This window comes from Thermus sp. KWY1 (genome assembly GCF_057547025.1).
Genome location: NZ_BAAJPG010000031.1, coordinates 25323 through 46436, shown reverse-complemented (window position 1 = coordinate 46436; position 21114 = coordinate 25323). Strand labels below are relative to the sequence as shown.

At 65.7% G+C, this 21114-nt stretch carries 21 protein-coding genes; 10 read left to right on the top strand and 11 right to left on the bottom strand.

What is annotated here, in order from left to right; genetic code table 11:
- Positions 1–13 precede the first annotated feature (13 nt).
- The 4 genes from AC27GT_RS09360 to AC27GT_RS09345 form a co-directional block, all read right to left on the bottom strand.
- Positions 14–1756 (bottom strand): sodium:solute symporter family protein, encoded by a 1743-nt coding sequence (locus AC27GT_RS09360; RefSeq protein WP_126218787.1) that lies wholly within the window; start codon positions 1754–1756, stop codon positions 14–16.
- Between the two features lie 10 nt (positions 1757–1766).
- Positions 1767–2015 carry a DUF4212 domain-containing protein gene (locus tag AC27GT_RS09355; protein ID WP_015716650.1) on the bottom strand — a complete coding sequence of 83 codons (249 nt, stop codon included), beginning with the start codon at positions 2013–2015 and terminating at the stop codon, positions 1767–1769.
- A gap of 188 nt (positions 2016–2203) precedes the next feature.
- Positions 2204–4087 (bottom strand): acetate--CoA ligase, encoded by a 1884-nt coding sequence (locus tag AC27GT_RS09350; protein ID WP_487224033.1) that lies wholly within the window; start codon positions 4085–4087, stop codon positions 2204–2206.
- On the bottom strand, positions 4065–6596 hold the full coding sequence (locus tag AC27GT_RS09345) for an AMP-binding protein (protein WP_487224032.1): 2532 nt from the start codon (positions 6594–6596) through the stop codon (positions 4065–4067). Before AC27GT_RS09345 ends, AC27GT_RS09350 begins: the two co-directional genes overlap by 23 nt.
- A gap of 128 nt (positions 6597–6724) precedes the next feature.
- Here AC27GT_RS09345 and acs point away from each other — a divergent pair, with 128 nt between their 5' ends.
- Positions 6725–8671, top strand: coding sequence for an acetate--CoA ligase (gene acs / locus AC27GT_RS09340; RefSeq protein WP_487224031.1), 1947 nt, complete (start codon positions 6725–6727; stop codon positions 8669–8671).
- Between the two features lie 161 nt (positions 8672–8832).
- Here the strand turns inward: acs and AC27GT_RS09335 are convergent, their stop codons facing one another.
- Genes AC27GT_RS09335 through AC27GT_RS09325 form a run of 3 tightly spaced genes read right to left on the bottom strand, consistent with a single transcriptional unit; the run spans position 8833 to position 10914 of the window.
- Positions 8833–9219 (bottom strand): nuclear transport factor 2 family protein, encoded by a 387-nt coding sequence (locus AC27GT_RS09335; RefSeq protein ID WP_487224030.1) that lies wholly within the window; start codon positions 9217–9219, stop codon positions 8833–8835.
- 3 nt (positions 9220–9222) lie between these two features.
- Positions 9223–10767, bottom strand: coding sequence for an acyl-CoA mutase large subunit family protein (locus tag AC27GT_RS09330; protein ID WP_487224029.1), 1545 nt, complete (start codon positions 10765–10767; stop codon positions 9223–9225).
- 9 nt (positions 10768–10776) lie between these two features.
- Positions 10777–10914 carry a hypothetical protein gene (locus AC27GT_RS09325; RefSeq protein ID WP_167764517.1) on the bottom strand — a complete coding sequence of 46 codons (138 nt, stop codon included), beginning with the start codon at positions 10912–10914 and terminating at the stop codon, positions 10777–10779.
- 103 nt (positions 10915–11017) lie between these two features.
- Between AC27GT_RS09325 and AC27GT_RS09320 the strand changes: the two genes are divergently transcribed.
- From AC27GT_RS09320 to AC27GT_RS09280, 9 genes are read left to right on the top strand one after another with little or no spacing between them, the layout of a single operon-like run.
- On the top strand, positions 11018–11326 hold the full coding sequence (locus tag AC27GT_RS09320; RefSeq protein WP_487224028.1) for a winged helix-turn-helix transcriptional regulator: 309 nt from the start codon (positions 11018–11020) through the stop codon (positions 11324–11326).
- Complete coding sequence (gene minD, locus AC27GT_RS09315) at positions 11323–12126, top strand: septum site-determining protein MinD (RefSeq protein WP_487224027.1); 804 nt, start codon at positions 11323–11325, stop codon at positions 12124–12126. Before AC27GT_RS09320 ends, minD begins: the two co-directional genes overlap by 4 nt.
- A complete protein-coding gene (gene minE / locus AC27GT_RS09310; protein ID WP_015716659.1) occupies positions 12126–12344 on the top strand; it encodes a cell division topological specificity factor MinE in 219 nt (72 codons plus the stop codon). Before minD ends, minE begins: the two co-directional genes overlap by 1 nt.
- A gap of 6 nt (positions 12345–12350) precedes the next feature.
- Positions 12351–13430 (top strand): rod shape-determining protein RodA, encoded by a 1080-nt coding sequence (gene rodA / locus AC27GT_RS09305; protein ID WP_487224026.1) that lies wholly within the window; start codon positions 12351–12353, stop codon positions 13428–13430.
- Between the two features lie 40 nt (positions 13431–13470).
- The gene (locus tag AC27GT_RS09300; protein WP_487224025.1) at positions 13471–14541 is read left to right on the top strand and encodes an ABC transporter ATP-binding protein; all 1071 of its coding nucleotides are present in this window, start codon (positions 13471–13473) and stop codon (positions 14539–14541) included.
- The gene (locus tag AC27GT_RS09295; protein WP_015716662.1) at positions 14534–15394 is read left to right on the top strand and encodes an ABC transporter permease; all 861 of its coding nucleotides are present in this window, start codon (positions 14534–14536) and stop codon (positions 15392–15394) included. The genes AC27GT_RS09300 and AC27GT_RS09295 overlap by 8 nt, the downstream gene beginning before the upstream one ends.
- Positions 15391–16170 (top strand): ABC transporter permease, encoded by a 780-nt coding sequence (locus AC27GT_RS09290; protein WP_015716663.1) that lies wholly within the window; start codon positions 15391–15393, stop codon positions 16168–16170. Before AC27GT_RS09295 ends, AC27GT_RS09290 begins: the two co-directional genes overlap by 4 nt.
- Positions 16167–17225: a polyamine ABC transporter substrate-binding protein gene (locus AC27GT_RS09285; RefSeq protein ID WP_487224024.1), complete on the top strand. Its 1059-nt coding sequence runs from the start codon at positions 16167–16169 to the stop codon at positions 17223–17225. The genes AC27GT_RS09290 and AC27GT_RS09285 overlap by 4 nt, the downstream gene beginning before the upstream one ends.
- Before the next feature lie 35 nt (positions 17226–17260).
- Positions 17261–17653 carry a c-type cytochrome gene (locus AC27GT_RS09280; RefSeq protein ID WP_487224023.1) on the top strand — a complete coding sequence of 131 codons (393 nt, stop codon included), beginning with the start codon at positions 17261–17263 and terminating at the stop codon, positions 17651–17653.
- Here AC27GT_RS09280 and ilvD read toward each other — a convergent pair.
- From ilvD to AC27GT_RS09260, 4 genes are read right to left on the bottom strand one after another with little or no spacing between them, the layout of a single operon-like run.
- Positions 17650–19320: a dihydroxy-acid dehydratase gene (gene ilvD / locus AC27GT_RS09275; protein ID WP_487224022.1), complete on the bottom strand. Its 1671-nt coding sequence runs from the start codon at positions 19318–19320 to the stop codon at positions 17650–17652. The genes AC27GT_RS09280 and ilvD overlap by 4 nt on opposite strands.
- Entirely contained in the window at positions 19317–20051 is a 735-nt protein-coding gene (locus AC27GT_RS09270; protein ID WP_487224021.1) for an SDR family NAD(P)-dependent oxidoreductase, read from the bottom strand. Before AC27GT_RS09270 ends, ilvD begins: the two co-directional genes overlap by 4 nt.
- Positions 20048–20581: a Uma2 family endonuclease gene (locus AC27GT_RS09265; RefSeq protein WP_487224020.1), complete on the bottom strand. Its 534-nt coding sequence runs from the start codon at positions 20579–20581 to the stop codon at positions 20048–20050. Before AC27GT_RS09265 ends, AC27GT_RS09270 begins: the two co-directional genes overlap by 4 nt.
- Positions 20578–21111, bottom strand: a complete 534-nt coding sequence (locus AC27GT_RS09260; protein ID WP_487224019.1) for a Uma2 family endonuclease — start codon at positions 21109–21111, stop codon at positions 20578–20580. Before AC27GT_RS09260 ends, AC27GT_RS09265 begins: the two co-directional genes overlap by 4 nt.
- Positions 21112–21114 lie beyond the last annotated feature (3 nt).

Here is a 21114-nt window from a genome sequence, read left to right as displayed (position 1 = left end):
CCCCCCTCGTGGTCTAGTGCTCCGCAGCCTGCCCTGCGCCTTTGGGGATGCGGATATCCTCCACCAGGTGCTGGATGTGCTCAGGGGGTGGGGGCGTGGCCCGGGAAACCACGTAGGCCACCACGAAGTTCAGGATCATCCCGATGACGCCCACCCCTTCGGCGCTGATGCCGAAGAGGTTCGGGATCACCGGGGCCGGGGCCCCGAAGATCTGGGGTGCCCGCATCATCCCGATCATGACCGCGGTGAAGATGAGGCCCACCAGGATGCCGGCGATGGCCCCCTCCCGGTTCATCCGCTTGTCAAAGATGCCCAGCAGGATGGCGGGGAAGAGGCTCGCCGCCGCCAGACCGAAGGCGAAGGCCACCACCTGGGCCACGAAGCCCGGCGGGTTCACCCCGAAGTACCCGGCCAGGATCACCGCCAGGAGGATCACGATGCGGCCCGCCAGAAGGCGCTGGGCCTCGGTGGCGTTGGGACGGAAGATGCGGTAGTAGATGTCGTGGGAGATGGCGCTGGACATGGCCAAAAGCAGGCCCGCAGCCGTGGAGAGGGCGGCTGCCAGACCGCCCGCTGCCACCAAGGCGATGACCCACGGGGCCAGCTTGGCCACCTCCGGCGTGGAGAGCACGATGATGTCGTTATCGATGTGAACCTCGTTCTTGCTCTTCTCGTCGGGGGTGTTGAAGTCCGGCTTACCGCCCTTTAAGGCGAAGGCCCGGCCCGGGGCTACGGTGATCTTCCCGTCCCCATCCTTATCCACGAAGGCCAGCAGCTTGGTCTTCTCCCACTTGGCCACCCAGTCGATCTGGCGCACTTCCTCCAGGGTCTTGCCGTGCAGGGTGCTGATGAGGTTGTAGCGGGCGAAGGCGGCAAGCGCCGGGGCCGTGGTGTAGAGGAGGGCGATGAAGAGCAAGGCCCAACCAGCGGAGTAGCGGGCGGAGCGGACGTCGGGCACGGTGTAGAAGCGGATGATCACGTGGGGAAGCCCGGCCGTACCCACCATCAGGGCCAGGGTGATGGCCAGGATGTCGATCATGGGCTTGCCCTGGAAGGGCTTGGTGTACTCGGTGAAGCCCAGGTCCACCTGGATCTGGTTCAGGCGGCTCACCAGGTCGCTGAAGGTGAAGGCCAGCTGGGGAATGGGGTTGCCGGTGAGGACGTTGGCGATGGCGATGGCCGGGATCAGGTAGGCGATGATCAGGACCGTGTACTGGGCCACCTGGGTCCAGGTGATTCCCTTCATGCCGCCCAGCACCGCAAAGAAGGCCACCACCGCCACGCCGATGATGACCCCGGTGGCGATGTCCACCTGCAGGAAGCGGCTGAACACGATGCCCACACCCCGCATCTGCCCGGCCACGTAGGTGAGGGAGATGAAGATGGTGGCGATGGCGGCCACGGCGCGGGCGGTGTGGGAGTAGTAGCGGTCGCCGATGAAGTCGGGCACCGTGTACTTCCCGTACTTGCGCAAGTAGGGAGCCAGAAGCAGGGCCAGGAGCACATAGCCCCCCGTCCAGCCCATGAGGTAGACGGCGCCGTCATACCCCATGAAGGAGATGAGGCCCGCCATGGAGATGAAGCTGGCGGCGGACATCCAGTCGGCGGCGGTGGCGGCTCCGTTGGCGATGGCGGGCACGCCGCGGCCGGCCACGTAGAAGCCTGCGGTTTCCCGAACCCGGCTGGCGTAGCCGATGTAGATGTAAAGGGCAAAGGTGAGGCCCACAAGGAGATAGGTCCAGACTTCAACGCTCATGCTCTTCCTCCTACTCGTGCACGTCGTACTGGCGGTCCAGCTGGTCCATCTTCCAGGCGTAGTAGAAGATCAGGATGACGAAGACGTAGATGCTTCCCTGCTGGGCGAACCAGAACCCCAAGGGAAGTCCCCCTAGGCGGATGCCGTTTAAGGGCTCCACCAGGAGGATGCCGAAGACGTACGAAACCAAAGCCCACACGATGAGCAGGTTTCGTATGAGGGATACGTTGGCCTTCCAGTACCCTTCCAGCTTGCTCATAACTCCCTCCCCCGCTAGGGAAGCGCCCTGTGCGCTCCTTTTTTGCCTCCCTCGCGGTTAGGGGCAATCTTAGGGAAGGATGAAGGGGGTGTCAAGAAACGTTAACTTTGCGGGTATGCGCAAAAGGGGGGGTTTTCTCGGTGAGAAAAAGGGGCTGGGGTGTTCCCAGCCCCGAAGGTAAGGTGGGGCTACTCCTCGAGGGTGGAGAGATCCCCGGGGTCCTTGCCCAGCTCCTGGGCCTTGAGGAGGCGGCGCAGGATCTTGCCCGAGCGGGTCTTGGGAAGCTTGTCCAGGAAGACGATCTCGGAAGGGGTGGCGATGGGACCCAGCTCCCGGCGCACGTGGGCGATGAGGCTTTCCTTAAGCTCCTCCGAGGGAGTCTGGCCTAGCCGGAGCACCACGAAGGCCTTGATGGCCTCCCCCTTCAAGGGGTCGGGCACCCCGATCACCGCCGCCTCGGCCACCGCAGGATGGGAAACCAAGGCGCTTTCCACATCGGCGGTGCCGATGCGGTGGCCCGCCACGTTCAGGACGTCGTCCGCCCGGCCCAGAACGCTGAAGTAACCCTCCTCGTCCTTGCTGGCCACATCGCCGGCCACGTAGACGTTCCCCGGCACCTCCCGCCAGTACTGGAGGTAGCGGTCGTGGTTGCCCCAGACGGTGCGCATCATGTGGGGGAAGGGGCGCTTCAGGACGAGAAGCCCTCCTTGCCCCGGGGGGACCGGCCTGCCCTCCTCGTCCACCACCTCCGCCTCCACCCCCGGCAGGGCCACCCCGGCGAAGCCGGGTTTGGCCGGGAGGACCAGGGGGGTGCCCAGGGTGGGCCCGCCCAGCTCCGTCTGCCACCAGTTGTCGGCCACAAACCCCCGCCGACCCCCATCCACCAGGTGCTGGTAAGCCCAGCGCAGGGCCTCGGGGTTTAAGGGTTCCCCGGCCACGGCGATGAGGCGCAGGGAGGAAAGGTCGTATCGGGCAGGCCACTCGGGGCCGAACTTCATGAAAAGGCGCACCGCGGTGGGGGCGGTGAACATCACGTTTACCCGGTAGCGCTCCACCACCTGCCAGAAGGCCCCGGGGTCGGGGTAGTCGGGGGCTCCTTCCCGGAGGAGGCTGGTGACTCCCTCCAGGAGGGGGGCGTAGACGATGTAGGAGTGGCCCACGATCCAGCCGATGTCGCTGGTGGTCCAGAAGACGTCGTCGTCCTTCACGTCAAAGAAGGTGCGCAGGTGGTAGGTGGTGCCCACCACGTACCCCCCGTGGACGTGGACCACGCCTTTGGGCTTTCCCGTGGAGCCGGAGGTGTAGAGGATGAAGAGGGGGTGCTCGGCGTCCACCATCTCTGCCCGCGCCTCCGGTGGGCTTCCCCAGAGGATTTCCTGGAAGTCGTAATGCCCCTCGGGAAGCTCCGCCTGGAAGGCCCGCTGGAACCAGACCACCTGGAGGGGCAGGTCCTTGATGGCCTCCTCTACGATGGAGCGGAGGTCTACTCCCTTTCCCCTCCGGTAGCTCACATCCCCGGCGATGAGGAGCTTGGCCCCGGCGTCCAGGATGCGTTCCCGCAGGGCGCTCACCCCAAGCCCAGCGTAGACCACGCTGTGGATGGCCCCCAGGTAGGCGGTGGCCAGCATGGCCAGGATGCCCTCGAGGGTTAAGGGCATATAGATGACCACTCGGTCCCCCTTCTCTACCCCAAGGCGCCTAAGCCCCGTGGCCAGGCGGCGCACCCGGTCCGAGAGCTCCCCGTAGGTGAGCTTTTCCTCCCGGCCGTCCTCGGAGAGGTAGAGGAGGGCCACCTTGTTCCTGAGACCCCTTTCCACATTGCGTTCCAGGGCGTTGTAGACGGCGTTGGTGGTGCCTCCCAAGAACCAGCGGTGCTCGGGAAGGTTCCACTCCAGCACCTTTTCAAAGGGCTTCTCCCAGTAGAACCTCCGGGCCCATTCGCCCCAGAAGCCCTCGAGGTCCTCGAGGCTTCGCCGGTACTCTTCAGGGAAATTCTGGAGATTCGCCCTAAGGCGCACCTCCTCCGGGGCCCAAAGCCGCTCTTCCGCCTTAAGAAGCTTTTGCACCGCCATACTCCTCCTCCAATGCCGAGACATCCCCAGGGTCTACGCCCAGGAGTTCTGCCTTTAGAAGCCGCCTAAGGATCTTGCCGCTTCGGGTACGGGGCAGGCGTTCCACGAAGACGATCCGGGGCGGGGGAACCGGCCCCAGATGCCGCAGGAGGTGGGCCTTGATCTTCTCGGCCAGGAGGGCCTTGAGCTCCTCGGGTACCTCCTTCTTGGGGACCGCAAAGACCACGATTTCCTCGCCTTCCTCCCCGGGGATCCCGATGGCGGCTGCCTCCGCCACCTGGGGGTGGGTGAGGGCGGCCGCCTCCACCTCGGCGGTGCCGAGCCGGGCCTCCCCCACCTTGATGACCTCCTCGGAGCGGCCCAGGATGCGGAAGTAGCCTTCCTCGTCCCAGGTGGCAAGGTCACCGGTCCAGTAGAGACCCCCTTTCCAGGGGCTTTCCCCCCCGAGCAGGTCCACCATATGGGAGGGCCCTGCCCTAAGGAGGACCAGGTGGCCCTTGGCTCCAGGAGGTAGGATGCGGCCTTCAGCGTCCACCACCCGGGCTTCCACCCCGGGCAAAGGCACCCCCACGAAGCCGGGTTTGGCCGGCAGGGTGAGGGGTGTGGCCAGGGCAGGGGCTCCCAGCTCGGTCTGCCACCAGTTGTCCAGGGGCCAGGCCAGGTTCTCCCGGGTCCAGCGCCACACCTCGGGGGCCAGGGCCTCCCCCACGCTCCCCACCAGGCGCAAGGAGGTGGGCCGGGCCTCCCCGTGGCGACGAAGGGTGCGGAGCACCGTGGGGGAGGTGAGGAGCACGTCCACTCCGAACCGCTTAAGCCTTTCGTAGAAGGCGGCGGGGTTGGGGTGGTCCGGCCGGTCCTCCACCAGGAGGCTGGTGCCCCCCAGGAAGAGCGGGGCGTACAGGCCGAAGGAATGCCCCACCACCCAGAAGAGGTCGGCGGTGGTGTGGAAGACCTCTCCCGGTTTCAGGTCAAAGAGGTAGCGGAGGGCCCAGCTTACCCCCACCATGTACCCGCCGTGGCCGTGGACCACTCCCTTGGGCCTGCCCGTGGAGCCCGAGGTGTGGAGGATGAAGAGGGGATGCTGGGCGGGAACGGGGACGGCGTCCGCGGGCTTTCCCTCCGAGGCCCTTTCCAGAAACTCCGTGGTGCCCCGGGTGTGCCAGAGCACGGGAAGATCCAGGCCCGAAAGGGCTGCCTCCACCACCGGCCTTAAGGGGACGAGCTGGCCCCGGCGGAAGTAGCCGTCGGCGGCCACCAGAAGGCGGGCCTGGCTTTGGAGAAGCCGCTCCCTCAAGGCTTCCGGGCCCAGGCCCACGGGCAGGGCCACGTGCACCGCCCCAATCCGCGCCAGGGCCAGGAGGCTCAAGGCAGCCTCCAGCCCCGTGGGCAGGTAGAGGGCCACCCGGTCTCCCCGCTTCACCCCCAGGTTCTGGAAGACCCCGGCAAGGCGGCTGGAGAGGTCCAAAAGTTCCCGGTAGGTCCACTTTTCCAGGTGCCCATCCCCATCCAGGGTGATGAGGGCCACCTGCTGGGCCTTTTCGGGCAGGTGGCGGTCTAAGGCGTTTAAGGCGGCGTTGGTGCGCCCTCCGCTGAACCAAGTGTGGGTGGCAGAGTCATAGACCCTTCCCCAGGGGGTTTCCCAGTGGAACTCCCGGGCGAAGCTGCCGAAAAAGCTTTCGGGATCCTCGAGGCTTGCCTGGTAGGCCCCGGGGTAGTCCCGCAGGTTGGCCCTTTCCTTAAGGGCGCAAGGGGGTTCCACCACCTCCACCTGCAGGCTTGGCTCCAGGGGAGGAGCCAGGCTGGGGGGCTCGGGGGGGCGCAGGTGGGCGGACACCTGGGCCACCTCGGAAAGGGCCCGGGCCAGGCGGCCGAAGGCGAAGGGGAAGCGCCGGGTGGGCACCACCACCCCCAAAGCCCCCAGAAGCTCCCCTCCCGGGCCGAAAAGGGGAGCCGCTAGGGCCGAAAGGCCCAGGGCGTACTCCTCCATCTCCGCCGCCAGGCCCGATTCCCGGACCCGGGTGAGTTCCGCCTCGAGGGCCAAGGGATCTGTCAGGGTGTAGGGGGTTCTGGGGACGAGGGGGGGTAGGGGCAGGGCTCCGTAGGCCAGGAGGACCTTGCCCAGGGCCAGGGCGTGGACCTCCTCCGGCAGGGTGTCCCCCAGGGGATGGGGCTGGCCCTGGCGCCCCCGGGTTTTGAGCCGGATCCCTTCCGGGGTCAGAAGGGCCAGGTAGCACCGCTCCCGGGTGCGGAGGTAGAGTTCCTCCAGGGCCTCCTCGAGGGGTGTGGTTTCCAGCCGGAGGGGCTTGGCCTGGCCCAGGCGATACCCCCGCTCCGTCTTCACCGCAAAGCCCTCCTCCGCCAGGCTGTTCAAAAGCGCATAGGCGGTGGAGAGGCTCTTCCCCAGGAGGCGGGCCACCTCCTTCACCTCCACCCCTTCCGGGTGCTCGGCCAGGTAGGCCAGGATGCGCAGGGCTGCCTGGACCGTGGAGAGGCTCCTCTTCCTGGCCATTTGCGTCCATATTCCGTAGGCTAGGCCCCACCTGTCAAGAAAAGGGAGGTTTGGCAAATGGTGAAAAACCCCCTTTTTCTTGACCCCGCCCGGGGGCCAGCCTATCCTTAGAGGCCAAGGGAGGGTATATGGACCGGATCGAAGGCGTTCTCAAGGAGGAGCGGGTCTTCTACCCCAGCGAGGAGTTCCGGAGCAAGGCCCACATCAAGAGCGAGGAGGAGTACCAGCGCCTGTACGAGGAAAGCCTGAAGGACCCCGAGGGCTTCTGGGGACGGGTGGCCTCCGAGCTCCACTGGTTCGAACCCTGGCAGAAGGTGCTGGAGGGTGACCTGCCCCACGCCAAGTGGTTCGTGGGGGGCAAGACCAACCTGTCCTACAACGCCCTGGACCGCCATGTCCAAACCTGGCGGCGCAACAAGGCGGCCCTCATCTGGGAGGGGGAGCCAGGGGAGGAAAGGGTCTTGACCTACCACGACCTCTGGCGGGAGGTGCAGAAGTTCGCCAACGTCCTGAAGCGCCTGGGCGTCAAGAAGGGGGACCGGGTCACCATCTACCTGCCCATGATCCCCGAGGCTGCCATCGCCATGCTGGCCTGCACCCGCATCGGGGCCATCCACTCCGTGGTCTTCGGTGGTTTCTCCAGTGGGGCCTTGGCCGAGCGCATCCGGGATGCCGAGGCCAAGGTGCTCATCACCGCCGACGGGGGCTACCGCCGGGGCCAGGTGGTACCCCTGAAGCAGAACGCCGACGAGGCCCTTAAGGAGGTTTCCACCGTGGAGCACGTGGTGGTGGTGCGGCGCACCGGGGAGGAGGTGCCCTGGACCCCGGGCCGGGACCACTGGTGGCACGAGCTCATGGAGGCGGTTTCCGACCGGGCGGAGGCGGAGCCCATGGAGGCGGAGGAGCCCCTTTTCATCCTCTACACCTCGGGTTCCACCGGGAAGCCCAAGGGAGTCCTGCACACCCTGGGCGGCTACATGACCTACGTCTACCTCACCACCAAGCTGGTCTTTGACCTTAAGGACGAGGATGTCTACTGGTGCACCGCCGACGTGGGCTGGATCACTGGCCACTCCTACGTGGTCTATGGGCCCCTTCTGAACGGGGCCACCACGGTGATGTACGAGGGAGCTCCCAACTGGCCCGAGCCCGACCGCTTCTGGCAGATCGTGGACAAGTACGGGGTGAACATCCTTTACACCGCTCCCACCGCCATCCGGGCCTTCATGAAGTGGGGCGAGGGTTGGCCCTTGAAGCACCGGCTGGATTCCTTGCGCCTTTTGGGCACTGTGGGGGAGCCCATCAACCCCGAGGCCTGGCTCTGGTACTACCAGGTGATCGGGAAGGGCCGTTGTCCCATCGTGGACACCTGGTGGCAGACGGAAACCGGGGGCATCATGATCACCACCCTGCCCGGGGCGCATCCCATGAAGCCTGGGCATGCGGGGAAGCCCTTCTTCGGGGTGAAGCCGGAGATCCTGGACTCCGAGCACAAGCCGGTGGAGAATCCCGACGAGGGCGGGCACCTTTGCATCACCCGTCCCTGGCCCAGCATGCTCCGCACCGTCTGGGGGGATCCCAACCGCTTCCTGCAGCAGTACTTCAGCCAGCACCCCGGCAACTACTTCACCGGGGATGGGGCCCGTCGGGATAAGGATGGCTACTACCTGATCCTGGGCCGGGTGGACGACGTTCTGAACGTGGCTGGGCACCGGCTCGGCACCATGGAGATCGAATCCGCTTTGGTGGCGCACCCCGCGGTGGCCGAGGCGGCGGTGGTGGGCCGGCCCGACCCCTTGAAGGGAGAGGCCATCGTGGCCTTCGTGACCCTGAAGGAAGGGCATGCTCCTTCTGATACCTTGCGGGACGAGCTCAAGGCCCATGTGGCCAAGGTGATCGGGCCCATTGCCCGCCCGGACGAGGTGCGTTTCACGGACGCCCTGCCCAAGACCCGCTCCGGCAAGATCATGCGCCGCCTCCTGAGGCAGATCGCCGCCGGGGAGCAGGAGATCAAGGGGGATACCTCCACCCTCGAGGACCGCTCGGTGGTGGAGCGCCTCAGGCAAGGGGCCTAACCCTGGGAAAAGGGGAGGGGCCGGGTTTCCCCGGCCCCTTGTTATGCCACCCTACCCTGGCTCTCGCCAGCGTGGGGTCCCCGGCAGATCCCTGGCCCAGGCGATTGCCTTGGATTTCCGCAGGGTGCGGCGTTGCGGGGAAGGTGTGGGTTTGGGCTAGGCTACCCGGCTGGGCTCTTGTGGACATGCACTACCTTCCAGCCCTCGGGAAAGCGCACCGCCACCCGGCTTTCGTTCACCGCCCGGTGCTTTAGCTCCCCTTCTTCCTCCACGGTGAGGAGCAGGGTGTAGGTGAAGATGGCCACGTCCCCGTAACGCTGAAGGCGCTTTTCCAGGAGGTCTAAACGGTGAGGCCTTCCCGAGGTGGCCCAGTTGTGCTCGATCATGAAGCGGTGGAAGGCCAGGCCGTCCAGGCGGTGGGGGGTCACAAACCACTCGTAAAGGGAAAGGTCGGGATGGGTGGTGGCCTCGTACGTGGCCCAATCCCCTTGGTAGATGCTGGCCAGATGCTTTTCCAAAAACTCCCAAAGCTGGGCCTCGGTTTCCATGCCTCACCTCCCGGGCTGGTACTCCCCCCACTCCTCCCTCAGCACCCCACAGACCTCCCCCAGGGTGGCCCGGCGGCGGAAGGCCTCCAGCACGTAGGGGAAAAGGTTCTCGCTTCCCCGGGCCGCCTGTCGGAGGTTTTCCAGGCCAAGCCGGACGCTTTCCCCGTCCCGTCGGGCTTTGAAGGCGGCCAGTTCCCGCTTGCGTTTCTCGTGCAACTCGGGGTCTATGCGCTGCACGGGGGTGGGCTCGTTCAGGGGGCTATGGGGATCGGCGAAGCGGTTCACCCCCACGATGACCCGCTTGCCCTCCTCCACTTCCTTCTGGAACTGCCAGGCGGACTCCTCTATGGCCCGGCTGAAGTACCCCGCCTCCACCGCGGCCACCGCTCCTCCTAGGGCGTCGATCTCCCGGATAAGCCTTTCCGCTTCCTTCTCCAGATGGTCCGTGAGGTGCTCCACGTAAAAGCTTCCCCCCAAGGGGTCTATGGCCCGGGTGACCCCGCTTTCAAAGGCCAGGATCTGCTGGGTGCGCAGGGCGAGGAGGGCGCTTTTTTCCGTGGGAAGGCCCAGGGCTTCGTCGTAGGCGTTGGTGTGGAGGCTCTGGGTGCCGCCCAGCACCGCCGCCAGGGCCTGGTAGGCGGTGCGCACCACGTTGTTTAAGGGTTCCTGGGCGGTGAGGGTGGAGCCTCCCGTTTGCGTGTGGAAGCGGAGCATCCAGCTTCTCGGGTCCTTGGCCCCGAACTCCTCCCGCATGATGCGGGCCCAAAGCCTCCTGGCGGCCCGGAACTTGGCGGCTTCCTCAAAGATGTCCCCGTGGGCGGCGAAGAAGAAGGAGAGCCTGGGGGCGAACTCGTCCACCTTAAGGCCCCGTTCCAGGGCCGCCTTCACGTAGGCCTTGCCATCCGCCAGGGTGAAGGCGATCTCCTGGGCGGCGGTGGAGCCCGCCTCGCGGATGTGGTAGCCGGAGATGGAGATGGTGTTGAAGCGGGGCACACGCCGGGCGCAGAACTCAAAGATATCGGTCACCAGGCGCATGGAGGGGCCAGGGGGATAGATGTAGGTGCCGCGGGCGAAGTACTCCTTGAGGATGTCGTTCTGCACGGTGCCCGACACCTTGTCCCAGGTAACCCCCTGTTCCTCCGCCACCAGGAGGTAGAGGGCCAGGAGCATCATGGCGGGGGCATTGATGGTCATGCTGGTGGAGACCCGGTCCAGGGGGATGCCGTCGAAGAGCTTTCGCATGTCCTCGAGGGTGGCGATGGACACCCCCACCCGGCCCACCTCCCCCACGCTCATGGGGTGGTCGGGATCCAGGCCCAGCTGGGTGGGGAGGTCAAAGGCCACGCTCAGGCCCGTCTGGCCCTGGGACAGGAGGTATCGGTAGCGGGCGTTGGACTCCTCCGCGGTGGAGAAGCCCGCATACTGCCGCATGGTCCAGAGCCTGTCCAGGTACATCCGAGGGTAGATGCCCCGGGTAAAGGGGTACTCCCCGGGGCGGCCCAGCCTTTCCCGGTAGCCTTCGGGTAGGGACTCAAAGAGACCTTCCATGCCTTAGTTTTACAGGAAAACGCGGACCAGGAGGAGGAAGAGGAAGAGCACCCCGAGCACCAGGAAAAGGGGCGGCAACAGGAGGCTGTAGACCGCCAGCACGAGGGCCAGGAAGTCCTTCCAGTCGGGTGGGATGCCGTCCTTCATCCTTCCCTAGGATATTCTTTCCCGAGGTCCAGGGCTACCCTTGGCCTCGGCATCCATGGCTTTACCGGTACATAGCTATGCCGTTTTTTGCTAGCATTGGGCCATGGCCCTGTCCAAGAACACCCGCAAGGTGCTCAAGGTGCTGGCGCGGCGCGGGGCACCGGAGGTGCTCTTCGCCTTAAGCCGGGGAACCTCCCGCTTCTCCGACCTGGAGTCCTTCCTGGGCCTTTCCCCCCGCACCTTGGCGGAGCGGCTTCGGGAGCTTAACCTCTTGGGCTTCGTGCAGCGGCAGGCTTACCCCGAGGTTCCCCCCCGGGTAGAATACCTCTTGACCCCGCGGGGCAAGCGGGCTTTGGATTTCCTGAACGAATTGGATGAGATACTGGATATGGTGCAGGAGGGGAAGCGGTGAAAGCGAAAGCCATCCTGGTGACATCGGGTAAGGGTGGGGTGGGGAAGACCACCACCACCGCCAACCTGGGGGCGGCCTTGGCCAAACTGGGGGAGAAGGTGGCGGTGGTGGACGTGGACGTGGGCCTCCGGAACCTGGATGTGGTCATGGGCCTCGAGGGGCGGGTGGTCTTCGACTTGATCGACGTGCTGGAGGGGCGGGCCAAGGTGCGCCAGGCCCTGATCCGGGATAAGCGCATAGAAAACCTCTTTCTCCTCCCCGCTTCCCAGACCAAGGACAAGGAGGCCCTGGACCCCGCAAAGTTCCGGGAGCTGGTCCACCAGCTTTTGACGGAGGAGGGGTTTGACCGGGTGCTCATAGACTCCCCCGCCGGCATCGAGAAGGGTTTCCAGACCGCTGCCACCCCGGCGGAAGGGGCCTTGGTGGTGGTGAACCCGGAGGTTTCCAGCGTGCGCGACGCCGACCGCATCATCGGCCTCCTCGAGGCCCGGGAGATCCGGGAGAACTTCCTCATCATCAACCGCTTGCGGCCCAAGATGGTGGCCCGGGGGGATATGCTCTCCGTGGAGGACGTGGTGGAGATCCTGGGGCTTAAGCCCATCGGCATCATCCCGGAGGACGAGCAGGTGCTCATCTCCACCAACCAGGGCGAGCCTTTGGTGCTGAAGGGTACAAGCCCCGCTGCCGTCGCCTACATGGACACCGCCCGCCGCATTAAGGGTGAGGAGGTGCCCTTCCGCAACATGGAGGAGGCCCAGGGGCTTCTGTCGGTAATCCGCAGGCTCTTCGGAGGTCGCTGATGTGGTGGCGCAAACGGAGCAAGGAAAAGGCCAAGGAAAGGCTCAAGCTGGTCCTGGCCTACGACCGGGCCAAGCTTTCCCCGGGCCTGGTGGAGAGCTTGAAGCGGGACCTTCTGGAGGTGTTGCGCCGCTACTTCCCCGCCCAGGAGGAGGTCAATGTGGCCCTGGAGGAGCGGGGAGAAAAGATGGTGTTGATCGCCGATATCCCCTTGCGGTAGCCCCTCATGGTTCTAAGGCGTCCGAACCTTCTGGCCTACGACTGGGGTTTAATCCTCCTGACCCTGGCCATAACCGTTTTAGGTTTGTTTAACCTCCGAAGCGCCGCTCCCGACCCAGCCCTCGTGAATCGCCAGCTTGTGGCCTTCCTCCTGGGCCTCCTCCTGGCGGTGGGGGTGCAGTTCCTCCCCCGCCGCACCGTCTTCGCCCTGGCCTACCCCCTTTACGCCCTTTCCCTTCTCCTTTTGGTGGCCGTCTTGGCCTTCGGCCGGGAGATCAACGGGGCCAAGGCCTGGTTTGTGCTGGGTCCCTTGCAGTTCCAGCCCCTGGAGCTGGCCAAGCTGGGCTTGATCCTGGCCTTTGCCCGGCTCCTCGAGGGCCGGGAGGTGCGCCGGGTGTGGGATTACTTTCTGCCCGGGCTCCTGACGGCTCCCGTGGTCCTCCTCCTCCTCCTCCAGCCGGATCTGGGGGGGAGCCTGGTGGTGCTCTTCGGCGTCTTTAGCGTCTTGTTCGTGCGGGGCCTGCCCTGGAAGCACCTCTTGGTGGGCCTTCTCGCCCTGGCCATCCTGGTGCCCACCGTGGTCTGGCCCAACCTCAAGCCCTACCAGCGGGAGCGGGTCCTCATCGTTTTGGATCCCTACCGGGATCCCCTGGGCCAGGGCTTCCAGGTGATCCAGTCCACCATCGCCATCGGCTCGGGAGGGCTCTTCGGCAAGGGGTATGGCCAGGGTACCCAGACCCAGCTGGGCTTCGTCCCCTTCCGCCACACGGACTTCGTCTTCGCCGTCTTTGCCGAGGAGTGGGGGTTTGTGGGCTCCGTGGCCCTCCTTGGGCTCTATGCCCTCCTTCTGGTGCGCCTTCTTGGCATGGCCCTGGAGTGCCCGCGCCTTTCCGACCGCCTGTTCCTGGCCGGGGTAGGGGGGATGCTGGGCTTCCAGGTGCTGGTGAACCTGGGGGTGGCGTTGGGGGTGATGCCGGTGACCGGGCTGACCCTTCCCCTTTTTTCCTACGGGGGTTCCAGCCTCATGGCCACCCTGCTCTCCTTGGGCCTGGTCCTCTTGGTGCACCGGGACCGGGCGGCTCCCTAAAGGCTTGAGCCCGGGGGCCACTCCCCCTAAACTGGGCCCCGTGGCCGGGGAAGTGCTGGTTCGCCTCATGGGGGTGCGGAAGGGTTTTGGCGGGGTGGTGGCCCTGGATGGCGTGGACCTCGAGGTCAAGCGGGGAGAGTTCTTCAGCCTTTTGGGGCCTTCGGGGTGCGGAAAGACCACCCTCCTCAGGCTTCTGGCCGGGTTTGACACCCCGGATGCGGGGCGGATCGAGATCGCCGGGAAGGACATGACCGGGGTTCCCCCCTATGCCCGCCCCGTGAACACCGTCTTTCAGAACTACGCCCTCTTTCCCCACATGACCGTGGAGGGAAACGTGGCCTTTGGCCTCCGCATGAAGGGGCTTCCCGCAGGAGAGGTTCGCAAAAAGGTAGCCTGGGCCCTGGAGCTGGTGGATCTTCTAGGCCTGGAGAAACGCTACCCCCGGGAGCTTTCCGGCGGGCAGAAGCAGCGGGTGGCCTTGGCCCGGGCCCTGGTGCTGGAGCCGGAGGTGCTCCTATTGGACGAGCCCCTTTCCGCCTTGGACCTGAAGCTCCGCCAGGAGCTTAGGGTGGAGCTCATGCAGCTTCAGCGGAGGCTTGGCACCACCTTCATCTTCGTCACCCACGACCAGGAGGAGGCCCTGGTCATGTCCGACCGGATTGCGGTGATGCGCTCGGGGAGGATTGAGCAGGTGGGCCTTCCCGACGAGGTATACGAGCGGCCCAGAAACCGCTTCGTGGCGGATTTCCTGGGCCGTTCCAACTTCCTCCCCGCAAGGCCCCACCCAGGAGGGGCGGAAACCCCCCTTGGGGTTTTGCGCTTGAAGGAGCCCCTTTCGCGGGAAGCCCACCTGGTGATCCGGCCGGAGAAGATCCGCCTTTACCCGGTGGGCAACGGGGCTCCCGCCCGGGAAAACCTGGTGCGGGCCAGGGTGGAGGAGATCGTCTACACGGGAGCGGAGAACCAGTACTACCTGCGGGCGGGGGAGGTGCGGCTTTTGGCCTATACCCTGAACCAGGACCTGCAGGAGCCTGGGGCCGAGGAGTTCGCCTACGGGGAGGAGGTTTTCTGTTACCTTCCCCCAGAGAACCTGGTGGTGGTCCATGAATGAGGCGGCTACTCCGTGGCAGCGCGCCTTCCGGGTCCTGGTTACCGTGGGCCCTGGGGGCCTTTGGCTTTTGGTCTTCGTCCTTCTTCCTACGCTTCTGGTCCTTATGGCCTCCTTCCTCACCCGGGGGCCCTATGGGGAACTCACCGGGCCCTGGGGCTTCCACAACTACGCCAAGCTCCCCCACCCCGTTTACCTCGAGGCCTTCGCCCAAAGCCTTCTCGTGGGGGTCCTGGCCACCTTGATCTCCGCCTTGCTGGGTTATCCCCTGGCCTTCTACATCGCCCGCCATCCCCGGCGGGACCTCCTCCTTTTCCTTCTCCTCCTTCCCTTTCTCACCAACTTCCTCATCCGGGTCTACGCCTGGCTGGTGCTGTTGCAACGGGAAGGCCTGGTGAACGCCCTTCTTGGGGCCTTCGGCCTGGGGCCCCTGGTCCTATATCCCTCCTTCTTCGCCGTCCTCTTGGCCACGGTGTACACCTTCCTGCCCTTTTTCGTCCTGCCGGTGTACGCCAGCGTGGAGCGCCTGGACTGGCAGCTACTGGAGGCGGCCTACGACCTGGGGGCCAAGCCCGTTAAGGCTTTCTTGCATGCGGTCTTGCCCCAGACCTACCCCGGGCTTTTTGCGGGAAGCGTCTTGGTCTTCATCCCCGCCATGGGCACTTTCGTGGTGGCGGACCTCCTGGGGGCGGGGCGGGTGGTTCTGATCGGGAACCTCATCCAGCAGCAGTTTGGCATCACCCGGGACTGGGCCTTTGGGGCTGCTCTCAGCGTGTTCCTGATGGGGTTTGTGCTCCTTTCCCTCTACCTCTATGCCCGTTTGCAGGGGGAAAGGGGCCTAAAGGACCTGGTATGAGAAGGCTCCTTACCCTCCACGCCCTCCTCGTTTACCTCTTCCTCTACCTGCCCATCCTGGTCATCGTGGCCCTCTCCTTCAACCAAAGCCGCCGGGGGGTGCGTTTCACCGGGTTCACCCTGGACTGGTACCGGGCCCTTTTCCAAGACCCCAGGGTGCTGGATTATTTCCTGAACACCCTCCTGGTGGCCTTCGTCTCCACCCTGGTGGCCACGGTTTTGGGGACGCTTTTGGCCGTGGGCCTTGTCCGTTACCGCTTTCCCGGCAAAGGCTTCCTCTCCTACCTCCTCTACATCCCCGTGGTGGTGCCCGACGTGGTCATGGGGGTGTCCCTTCTCCTCCTCTTCGCCCTGGCCCGGGAGGTTTTGGGGTTTCCCCGCCTTTCCCTCTTCACGGTGATCCTGGGACACATCACCTTCCAGGTGGCCTTCGTGACCCTGGTGGTGCGCTCCCGCCTGCTTCTCCTGGACCCAGCCCTGGAGGAAGCCGCCCGCGACCTGGGGGCCCGGGGCTGGCAGACCTTCTGGCACGTGACCCTGCCGCTGGCCTGGCCGGGGGTGGCGGCGGGGGCGCTCCTCGCCCTCACCCTCTCCCTGGACGACTTCGTGGTCACCTTCTTCACCGCCGGCCCCGGGGCCACCACCCTGCCCCTTTACATCTATTCCAGTGTGAAGCTGGGGGTAAGCCCCAAGGTGCACGCCCTTTCCACCCTGATCATCGGCCTTAGCGCCTTCTTCCTGGCCTTGGGGTATGCTTTAACCCGGAGGAGGGTATGAAGCGTTGGGGAATTCTGGTTTTGGTTGTGGCCCTGGTGGTCGTGGGGTTCCTCCTTTTGCGGCCGAAGCCGGCTTCCCAGGCTGGAGGGACCCTGTACTTCCTGAACTGGGCGGATTACATCCCGGAGGACCTCCTCAAGAAGTTTGAAGCGGAAACCGGGGCTAAGGTGGTCCTGGACACCTTTGAGTCCCCCGAGGCCATGCTGGCCAAGCTGAAGGCGGGGGCGGACCGGGAGTTCTCCCTGGTGGTGGCCCCCGACTACTACGTGCTCCAGATGGCCCGGGAGGGGCTCCTCGCTCCCCTGGAGAAGGAGAGGCTTGGGAATCTGGCCAATCTGGATCCCTTCTTCCTGGACCCTCCCTATGACCCTGGGCTCCAGTACTCCGTCCCCTACCTCTGGGGCACCACGGGCCTGGCCTACCGGGAGGATTTGGTGAAGGGTCCGGTGGATTCCTTCGCTGTCTTCTTTGACCCTGCCAGGCAGGTGGGGCCCTTCCTCCTTCTGGACGAGATGCGGGAGACCATCGGGGCTGCCTTGAAGTACCTGGGCTACTCGGTGAACACCACGGATCCCAAGGCCCTGGAGAAGGCCAAGGAGCTTCTCCTCGAGGCCAAGGGCCGCTCCGTGGGCTTCGCCGGGGGAGTGGAGGCCTTGAACCGCATCCTGGCGGGGGATGCTGCCCTCACCCTGGCCTACTCCGGGGATGTGCTCCAGGCCAGACAGGAGGATGAGAGGCTTCACTATGTCATTTCCAAGGAAGGCGGCACCCTTTGGACCGACGCCATGGTGGTCCTGAAGCGGGGGCCCAGCCAGGATCTGGCCTACCGCTTCATCGACTTTTTGCTGGAACCAGAAAACGCCGCCGCCTTGGCGGAGTACACCCGCTACGCCACCCCCGTGGCCAAGGCCCTTCCCCTTCTTCCCGAGGAGATGCGCCAGGATCCCACGGTTTTTCCCCCGGAAGAGGTGCGGGCCAAGCTTGAGTACCTCAAGGACCTGGGGCCGGACATCGCCCTGTACGACCGGGTCTGGACCGAGGTAAAGGCCCGCTAAAGGCCCTACGGGTTAGGGCCCTCTATACTGGTTTCATGAAGCGGCTCTTGCCCCTCCTCTTCCTTCTGGGCTTGGGGGCGGCCCTGGCCCAGGGGATGGAGGGGCTTTGGACCAAAACCTGCGCCGTCTGCCACGGGGAGAAGGCCCAGGGGGTGCGGCCCTACCCTGGCCTCCAGGGGGTGGGCCCCTTCTTCGCCACCCCGGAAGGCCGGCGGTACCTGGTCCTGGTGGTCCTCTACGGCAAGAAGGGAGAGGCCGGGCTCATGCCCGGCTTCGCCCAGCTCAAGGACGAGGAGCTTGCCGCCCTGTTGAACCACCTGAAGGCCCTTCTCCAGGCCAAGGGGGATCCCTTCACCCCGGAGGAGATACGCAAGGGGCGAGGCTTGAACCTCACCCCCGATGCGGTCAAGCGGCCGGAGAAACCCTAGACCTCGGGGTCCTTCAGCACCGCTCCCTGGTCCGCCTGCTCCACCAAGGCGGCGTAGCGGGCAAAGAGGCCGTGGCGGAAGGCGGGGGGCCTGGGTTGCCAGCGCTCCTGCCGCCTCCTCAGCTCCTCCTCGGGTAGGAGGACCTCCAAAAGGCGCTTTTCCACATCGATCCGCACCCGGTCCCCGTTCTCCAGAAGGGCGATGGGCCCTCCCACGAAGGCCTCGGGGGCGATGTGGCCGATCATGAGGCCGCGGGTACCCCCGGAGAAGCGGCCGTCGGTGAGGAGGGCCACCTCGGGACCCAGGCCCTCCCCCACGATGGCGCTGGTAACGGAAAGCATCTCGGGCATCCCGGGAGCACCCTTGGGGCCCACGTAGCGGATCACCACCACGTCCCCGGGGCGGATCTCCTTGGCCAGGACCTTTTCCATGGCGGCTTCCTCGGAGTCAAAGACCCGGGCCGGGCCCTCGAAGTAGGTGCGCTCGGTGCCGGCCAGCTTCAGGACCGCTCCCCTCGGGGCCAGGTTGCCCTTAAGGACCACCAGGCCCCCTTGGGGCTTCAGGGCCCGTTCCACGGGGAAGACCACCTTCTGCCCCTCCGCTTCCCGGTAGGCCCGTTCCACCTCCTCCGCCAAGGTGTGGCCGGTGAGGGTTTTCTCGTCCCCGTAAAGAAGCCCCGCCTCCAGGAGTTTTTTAAATACCAGGGCGGTGCCCCCGGCCTCATAAAGCTCCCAGGCGGTGTAGGTGCCCCAGGGGAGGAGGTCGGCGATCACCGGGGTTTTCCGGGAAACCTGGTCAAAGTCGTCCAGGCTCAGCTCCACCCCCACCTCCCGGGCGATGGCCAGGAGGTGCAGCACGGCGTTGGTGCTCCCCCCGGTGGCGGCCACGGCGGCGATGGCGTTGAGGAAGCTTCTGCGGGTGAGGAAGTCCTGGGGTTTCCAGTTTCGCTCTATGGCCCGGGCCAGGATACGGCCCGCCTCCCGGGTGGCCTTGGGCTTTTCCGGGTGCACGGCGGGGATGGCGTTGTAGCCGATGGGGGAGAGGCCGAGGGCCTCGAGGGCCATGGCCATGGTGTTGGCCGTGTACTGGCCGCCGCAGGCCCCGGGGCCGGGGATGGCGTGCCGTTCGATGGCGGCAAGCTCCTCGTCGGTGATCCTCCCGGCGGCCCTCTGTCCCACGGCCTCGAACACGGAAACGATGGTGAGCTTCCTCCCCTGCCACTCCCCGGGGGCGATGGTGCCCCCGTAAAGAACCATGCCTGGAACCCCACTCCGGATCACCCCCATGGCCCCGCCCGGGATGGTCTTGTCGCAGGCGGAGAGGACCACCATCCCGTCGTACAGGTAGCCCTGGGCCACCAGTTCCACGCTGTCGGCGATCACCTCCCGGCTTACGAGGCTCGCCCGCATCCCGGGGGTGCCCATGCTGATGCCATCGGAGATGGCAGGGGCCCCGAACTCAAAGGGGAAGACCCCGGCCTCCCTAAGCCCGGCCTTCACGTCCAGGGCCAGCTGGCGGAGGTGGTAGTTGCAGGGCATGCCGTCGGTAAAGGTGTTCACCACCCCCACGAAGGGCCTAGCGAAGTCCTCGTCCCCCACGCCCACCGCCCGGAGCATGGAGCGGGCGGGGGCCTGCTGCAGTCCCTTTTTGATGCGGTCGGATCTCATGCGTCCCTCCAGGATGCGATCTTTCCATGAAACTGGCGCGCCCTCGGCAGGAGGCGCACCAGGGCTTTGGCTGCCTCCTTGGGGCTTAGGAGGCGGCCTTCCTCCTTGTACCCGCGGAAAACCTGGTGCAACACGGGGGCGGCGCTCCCCTGGGCCTCGCGGGCCTGGCGTTGCATCTCGGTTTCCACCACCCCGGGCCGGTAGATGAAGCAGGGGACCTCCGGCACCTCCGCGGCCAGCTGCCTGGCCAGGTGCTCCTCCGCGGCCTTGGCCACCGCATAGGCCCCGATGCCGGGAAGGTTGGACTCAGCCGCCCCGGAGCCCACGTAGACCACCACCCCTTCCCCCTTTTGCCGGAGGAGGGGATAGGCGAAGCGGGCGAGCTGATACCCGGCGATGAGGTTGGCCTCGAGGACCTCCAGGAAGAGCCCCTCGGCGATCTCATAGAGGAAGGGCCCCGGGTGAAGGACCCCGGCGTTATGGATGTAGCCGTAAAACCCTCCTAGGCCCTCGGCCTTTTTCACCAGCTTCTCGGCCACTGGGGCTTGTCCAGCGCTTCCCGCCACCGCTTCCACCCTGGCCCCTAGGGCGCGAACCTCCTCGGCCACCTCCTTTAAGGGCCCTTCCGAGCGGGCGTTCAGTACCAGGTCGTAACCCGCCTGGGCCAGCTCCAGGGCCAGGGCCCGGCCGATCCCGCGGCTTGCCCCGGTGAGGATCAGAGTTTTCCTCATAGGAGTTCCTCCACGGGGATCTCCACCCCCATAAAGGCCAGGGTGTCCCTGGGTTCCAGGATTCTGACCTCCTTATAGCCTCCCTTCCCGGGCTCCCTGTGCACCAGAACCCGCCTGCCCTCTAGGTCCACCACCCAGACCTCGGGCACGCCCCCTTGGGCGTAAAGGGGGACCTTCACCTCCAGGTCGTAGCGGAAGGAGGTTTCCGCTACTTCCACCACCAATAATGCGTCTTCTGCCGTGGGTAACCCCTCCTCGTAGAAGTCGGACCGGGGTTGCAGGAGGGCGAGATCGGGGTAGAGCTCCGAGTCCCCCACCACCAGGGGGTTTTGCACGAAGAGGATGGCCTTGTGGGGCACGAGGGGGCTGAAGAGGGCGGTGAGCCTGGCCACCTTGGCGGCGTGGCGTTTTCCAATGGGGCTCATTTCCAGAAGTTCTCCTTCTACCAGTTCCAGCCTTAGGTCCTCGGGAAAAACCCCGGCCTCCACCATGCGGTGGAACTCTTCCAGGGAGATCCGGTGGCGGGTCATGGCAGGACCTCCTTCACCGGGACCTTGAGCTCCAAAACCTCCAGCTCGCCTTCCTCGAGGGTTTGCCGCTCGCCGTAGCCTTCGCCGCTGGGCTTGCGGAAGACGTGCACCCGGTCGCGCACCAGGTCCACCACCCAGACCTCGGGGATCCCCGCCCTGGCGTAGAGGGGGAGTTTCACGGTGAGGTCGTAGTCCAAGGAGGTGTCCGCCACCTCCACCAGCAAGAGAACATCCTCCCCTTCGGGCAGGCGATCCCGATAACGGGTCCTGGGGGGTTTGAGGAGAGCCAGGTCAGGGTAGACCTCCGTGACAGGGCCCAGGACCAGAGGGTTTTGGATGGAGAGGACCGCTTGCCCCCTGAGGGGGGAAAGAAGGTCTACCAGGGTGTTCAGCACATAGGCGTGCTTCTTACCGATCGGGCTCATGGTGACGATCTCCCCCTCCACGAGCTCCACCCGGGCGTCCTCGGGGAGGATGCCTGCCTCGGCCATGCGGTGGAACTCCTCGGCGGTGAAGCGGTAGCGGAGCATTTT

Excerpts from the sequence above, each read along its gene's own strand:
- AC27GT_RS09260 (WP_487224019.1), bottom strand. The coding sequence starts at position 21,111 with ATGCTCCGCTACCGCTTCACCGCCGAGGAGTTCCACCGCATGGCCGAG.
- AC27GT_RS09320 (WP_487224028.1), top strand. The coding sequence starts at position 11,018 with ATGGCCCTGTCCAAGAACACCCGCAAGGTGCTCAAGGTGCTGGCGCGG.
- AC27GT_RS09290 (WP_015716663.1), top strand. The coding sequence starts at position 15,391 with ATGAGAAGGCTCCTTACCCTCCACGCCCTCCTCGTTTACCTCTTCCTC.
- AC27GT_RS09330 (WP_487224029.1), bottom strand. The coding sequence starts at position 10,767 with ATGGAAGGTCTCTTTGAGTCCCTACCCGAAGGCTACCGGGAAAGGCTG.
- AC27GT_RS09270 (WP_487224021.1), bottom strand. The coding sequence starts at position 20,051 with ATGAGGAAAACTCTGATCCTCACCGGGGCAAGCCGCGGGATCGGCCGG.
- minE (WP_015716659.1), top strand. The coding sequence starts at position 12,126 with ATGTGGTGGCGCAAACGGAGCAAGGAAAAGGCCAAGGAAAGGCTCAAG.
- acs (WP_487224031.1), top strand. The coding sequence starts at position 6,725 with ATGGACCGGATCGAAGGCGTTCTCAAGGAGGAGCGGGTCTTCTACCCC.
- AC27GT_RS09265 (WP_487224020.1), bottom strand. The coding sequence starts at position 20,581 with ATGACCCGCCACCGGATCTCCCTGGAAGAGTTCCACCGCATGGTGGAG.
- AC27GT_RS09345 (WP_487224032.1), bottom strand. The coding sequence starts at position 6,596 with ATGGCCAGGAAGAGGAGCCTCTCCACGGTCCAGGCAGCCCTGCGCATC.
- AC27GT_RS09295 (WP_015716662.1), top strand. The coding sequence starts at position 14,534 with ATGAATGAGGCGGCTACTCCGTGGCAGCGCGCCTTCCGGGTCCTGGTT.
- AC27GT_RS09325 (WP_167764517.1), bottom strand. The coding sequence starts at position 10,914 with ATGAAGGACGGCATCCCACCCGACTGGAAGGACTTCCTGGCCCTCGTG.
- AC27GT_RS09335 (WP_487224030.1), bottom strand. The coding sequence starts at position 9,219 with ATGGAAACCGAGGCCCAGCTTTGGGAGTTTTTGGAAAAGCATCTGGCC.
- AC27GT_RS09360 (WP_126218787.1), bottom strand. The coding sequence starts at position 1,756 with ATGAGCGTTGAAGTCTGGACCTATCTCCTTGTGGGCCTCACCTTTGCC.
- AC27GT_RS09285 (WP_487224024.1), top strand. The coding sequence starts at position 16,167 with ATGAAGCGTTGGGGAATTCTGGTTTTGGTTGTGGCCCTGGTGGTCGTG.
- AC27GT_RS09355 (WP_015716650.1), bottom strand. The coding sequence starts at position 2,015 with ATGAGCAAGCTGGAAGGGTACTGGAAGGCCAACGTATCCCTCATACGA.
- ilvD (WP_487224022.1), bottom strand. The coding sequence starts at position 19,320 with ATGAGATCCGACCGCATCAAAAAGGGACTGCAGCAGGCCCCCGCCCGC.
- AC27GT_RS09280 (WP_487224023.1), top strand. The coding sequence starts at position 17,261 with ATGAAGCGGCTCTTGCCCCTCCTCTTCCTTCTGGGCTTGGGGGCGGCC.
- rodA (WP_487224026.1), top strand. The coding sequence starts at position 12,351 with ATGGTTCTAAGGCGTCCGAACCTTCTGGCCTACGACTGGGGTTTAATC.
- AC27GT_RS09350 (WP_487224033.1), bottom strand. The coding sequence starts at position 4,087 with ATGGCGGTGCAAAAGCTTCTTAAGGCGGAAGAGCGGCTTTGGGCCCCG.